This is a genomic window from Mesorhizobium sp. M7A.F.Ca.CA.001.08.2.1 (assembly GCF_003998455.1).
GTDB lineage: Bacteria > Pseudomonadota > Alphaproteobacteria > Rhizobiales > Rhizobiaceae > Mesorhizobium > Mesorhizobium ciceri.
This window is the reverse complement of record NZ_RZPW01000655.1, coordinates 1-3601: the sequence shown is the minus strand read 5'-3', so window position 1 is coordinate 3601 and position 3601 is coordinate 1. Positions and strand designations below refer to the sequence as shown.

General features: G+C 67.1%; 4 protein-coding genes. 1 reads left to right on the top strand and 3 read right to left on the bottom strand.

Going from position 1 to position 3601, the window contains the following annotated elements; genetic code table 11:
- From EN914_RS28400 to EN914_RS28390, 3 genes are all read right to left on the bottom strand, one after another.
- Nucleotides 1-1016: BatA domain-containing protein (locus EN914_RS28400; RefSeq protein WP_206521919.1), on the bottom strand; the 1016-nt coding region annotated here is incomplete at its 3' end.
- A complete protein-coding gene (locus tag EN914_RS28395; RefSeq protein WP_024504544.1) occupies nucleotides 1013-1975 on the bottom strand; it encodes a DUF58 domain-containing protein in 963 nt (320 codons plus the stop codon). The genes EN914_RS28395 and EN914_RS28400, both read right to left, overlap by 4 nt.
- On the bottom strand, nucleotides 1975-2979 hold the full coding sequence (locus EN914_RS28390; protein ID WP_013529968.1) for a MoxR family ATPase: 1005 nt from the start codon (nucleotides 2977-2979) through the stop codon (nucleotides 1975-1977). The genes EN914_RS28395 and EN914_RS28390 overlap by 1 nt, the downstream gene beginning before the upstream one ends.
- 154 nt (nucleotides 2980-3133) lie before the next feature.
- Between EN914_RS28390 and EN914_RS28385 the strand changes: the two genes are divergently transcribed.
- Nucleotides 3134-3601 (top strand): DUF1285 domain-containing protein (locus EN914_RS28385; RefSeq protein ID WP_127389413.1); only part of this gene is annotated, 468 nt, incomplete at its 3' end.

Here is a 3601-nt window from a genome sequence, read left to right as displayed (position 1 = left end):
ATGTAGTAGAGTGGCGACAAAAGCGGCTGCGCCTGGTCGGCCTCGGCCTGCGACAGCAGCCCGACGCGGCGGCGCTTGGAGCTTTCGTCGAGGACGCGCACCGCACCGGCCTGCCGCTCGCCGTCGAGCGCGATCGAAGCGAAGTCGTTGCGCAATTCGAACGGCACCGCCATGGTGCCGGTGGCGGTGGTTTCGCCAGGCGAAAAGGTCAGCGTCGCATCGGCGATGCGGCGGCCCTTGTCGTCGAAGGCGCCGGCGGTGACCTGCGCCGGGGCAGGGTCGCCCGGCGCGCGGATGGCGGTCAGCGCAAAGCCGTCGACCTGGTTGTCGGCGGCGGTCAGGCCCGTCAGCGACAGCCTGTCGGCGGTTGCCCAGACGACACGGGCGGCATTTTTCGACAAAAGCGTGTTGAAGGCGGCTTCATCGCCTTTTGCCGCCAAGCCGTCGGCAAGCACGGCGACACTGGCCCCGGGCAAGGTCTCCAGCACGCCGGCGACGCGGGCATAGACGGCGGGCCGGTCGGTCGGGATCGGCCGCGGCTTGGCGGCGCGCAGCCGGTCAAGGGCGGTGGCGGCATCGAACGGGCCGATCTCGGCATTGGCTTTTTCGGCGGTGAAGGCGATGACGACCGGCACGCCGTTGGAGCCGGCGTCGTTGATCAGCCGCTCGGCGGTGGCGACGCGTTTGCCCCAGTCGGCGGCACTTGCCCAGTCATTGTCGATGACCAGGGCCAGGGCGGCTCCTTCGGCCGGCAGCTTTTCACGCGGATTGAAGACCGGGTCGGCCAATGCCGCGACGATGAGGGCCGCCATCAAGAGCCTGAGTAGCGTCAGCCACCACGGACTCTGCTGCGGCGTCTCCTCGCGCTTCAGTACGCGCGCCAGGATCTTCAGCGGCGGGAAGATCTCGGTCTGCGGCTTGGGCGGCGTCAGCCTGAGCAGCCACCAGATCACCGGCAGTGCCAGCAGGCCCCACAGCACCATGGGGGCGCCAAAGGAGAGCGGCAGCCAACTCATGCGACAGCCTTTCCTGGCCGATCGCCACCAGCGATGCCTGCACGACCGCCAGCGGTCGGCCTGACCGAGGGGCCATCAGTGGTCATCGCCATGTGCAGCCGCACCAGCGCGTCGGAGGCGAGCCGATCGGTGTGGTTGACGGTAAAGCTCCAGCCAAGCCGCTTGCACCAGGCGGCCAGTTCGTGGCGGCGGGCGGTGTAGAGCAGGCGATACTCATCACCCAGCATTTCGGCGCGGCCGGCGGTCAGCTTGTCGCCGGTCTCGGGATCGGTGAATTCGGTGCGGCCGGCATAGGGGAAGGTCTCCTCGGCCGGGTCGGCGACCTCGATCAGGTGGGCGCGCACGCCGTGGCGGGCCAGCACGTCGAGCCAAGCCATCGTCTCCTCGACGGGATCGAGGAAGTCGCTGACGATGACGATGTCGCAGAAGCGCCTGATGTCGGACAGGTCGGGTTTTGCCGGCAGCTCGCCGGCATGCACCAACTGGGCGGCAATGCGTTCGGCGCCGTTGCGGGCGGTGAACGGGTCGGTGAGGCCCGGCCAGGCGATGCGTTCGCCGCTGCGCGACAACAGCTCGGCCATGGCCAGCGCCAGCACCAGCGCGCGCGATTGCTTGGAAACGCTGGCGCCTGTCGATTTGTAGAGCATCGACGGCGAGGGGTCGGCCCACAGCCAGACGGTATGGGCGGCTTCCCATTCGCGGTCGCGCACATAGGTGTGGTCGTCGCGGGCCGAGCGGCGCCAGTCGATGCGCGAGGAATCGCCCTCGACATAGGGCCGGAACTGCCAGAAATTCTCGCCGATGCCGCGCTTGCGGCGGCCGTGCCAGCCGGCGATCACGGTGTTGACGATGCGCCGCGCCTCGACCAGCAGGTCTGGCACAAGCGAGGCCCGCAACCGGCCACGGGCGAGCGCGTCGCGCGTCGCTGCCGGAGCCTGGACCTCGCCGATGCGCGGCATCAAATCCCTTTCACGAGTTTCGCCACCACGTCACGCACGCTGGTGCCTTCGGCGCGGGCGGCGAAGGTCAGCGCCATGCGATGCTGCAGCACCGGCTCGGCCAGCGCACGGACGTCGTCGACCGAGGGCGCCAGCCGTCCGTCGTAAAGCGCGCGCGCCCTTGTGCACAGCATCAGCGCCTGACTGGCGCGCGGGCCGGGACCCCAGGCGACGTTCTTATCGGTCTCGGCATTGCCTTGGCCGGGACGCGCCGAGCGCACCAGCGTCAGGATCGCCTCGACGACGCTTTCAGGCACCGGCATGCGGCGGATCAGCGTCTGGATCTCCTTCAGCCGCACCGGCTGCAGCACGTTTTGCGCTTTCGCGTCCTCGATGCCGGTGGTTTCCAGAAGGATGCGGCGCTCCGCCTCGATTTCGGGATAGAGGATGTCCACCTGCATCAGGAAGCGGTCAAGCTGTGCCTCGGGCAGCGGATAGGTGCCCTCCTGCTCCAGCGGGTTCTGGGTTGCCAGCACGTGGAAGGGCGCCGGCAGGTCATGGCGGGCGCCGGCAATGGTGACGTGGTATTCCTGCATGGCCTGCAGCAGCGCCGACTGGGTGCGCGGCGACGCGCGATTGATCTCGTCGGCCATCAGCAGCTGGGCGAAGATCGGCCCGGAGATGAAGCGGAAGGAGCGTTTTCCGGTCTCGTCCTGCTCCATCACTTCGGAGCCGAGGATATCGGACGGCATCAGATCCGGCGTGAACTGGATGCGACGCGAATCGAGGCCGAGCACGATGCCAAGTGTTTCGACCAGCTTGGTTTTGGCGAGACCCGGCACCCCGACCAGCAGCGCATGGCCACCGGCCAGCAGCGCCACCAGCGTGCGCTCGACGACGCTTTCCTGTCCGAAGATGACCCGGCCGACCCCGTCGCGGATCCGGGAGATGTCGGCAAGCGCCTTTTCGGCCTCGGCGATCATGTCCTTTTCGCTGATCGGGCTTTCCTTGACCATCACGCTCATGCCGCATCGATCCTTGTGGTTGGAATACCATGGCTGGAACAACGGCTGCACCATACCATAAGTTGCCGCGATTCGGCCTCGCGTGGCGCCTACATCGAAACTTAAATCACAGACTTAGGCTGACAAGCGGAACAACAGTGACTATTTCGTGACCATGACGGGACCCTTGGGACATCGTGAAGAAAGCCTGACTGATGCCACCGAGGCGCGTGGTCTCGAGGCGCTGATCTCGCGCGCCGCCCGTGCCGGCAAGGGCGCGGCACCTGTCGAACGCTGGAATCCCGACTTCTGCGGCGATCTGGACATGGAGATCAAGGCCGACGGCACCTGGTTCTATCTGGGCACGCCGATCGGGCGCATGCCGCTGGTGCAGCTTTTCTCCTCGGTGCTGCGCAAGGACGCCGATGGCAGGACCTATCTGGTGACACCGGTGGAAAAGGTCGGCATCCGCGTCGCCGATGCGCCGTTCATCGCCGTCGAAATGGACGTTTCGGGCAGCGGCGAGGCGCAGACAATCACCTTCCGCACCAATGTCGGCGACGTCGTCGAAGCCGGGCCGCAACGGCCGCTGCGGTTTGTCGACGAGAACGAGACCGGCGGGTTGAAGCCCTATGTGCTGGTG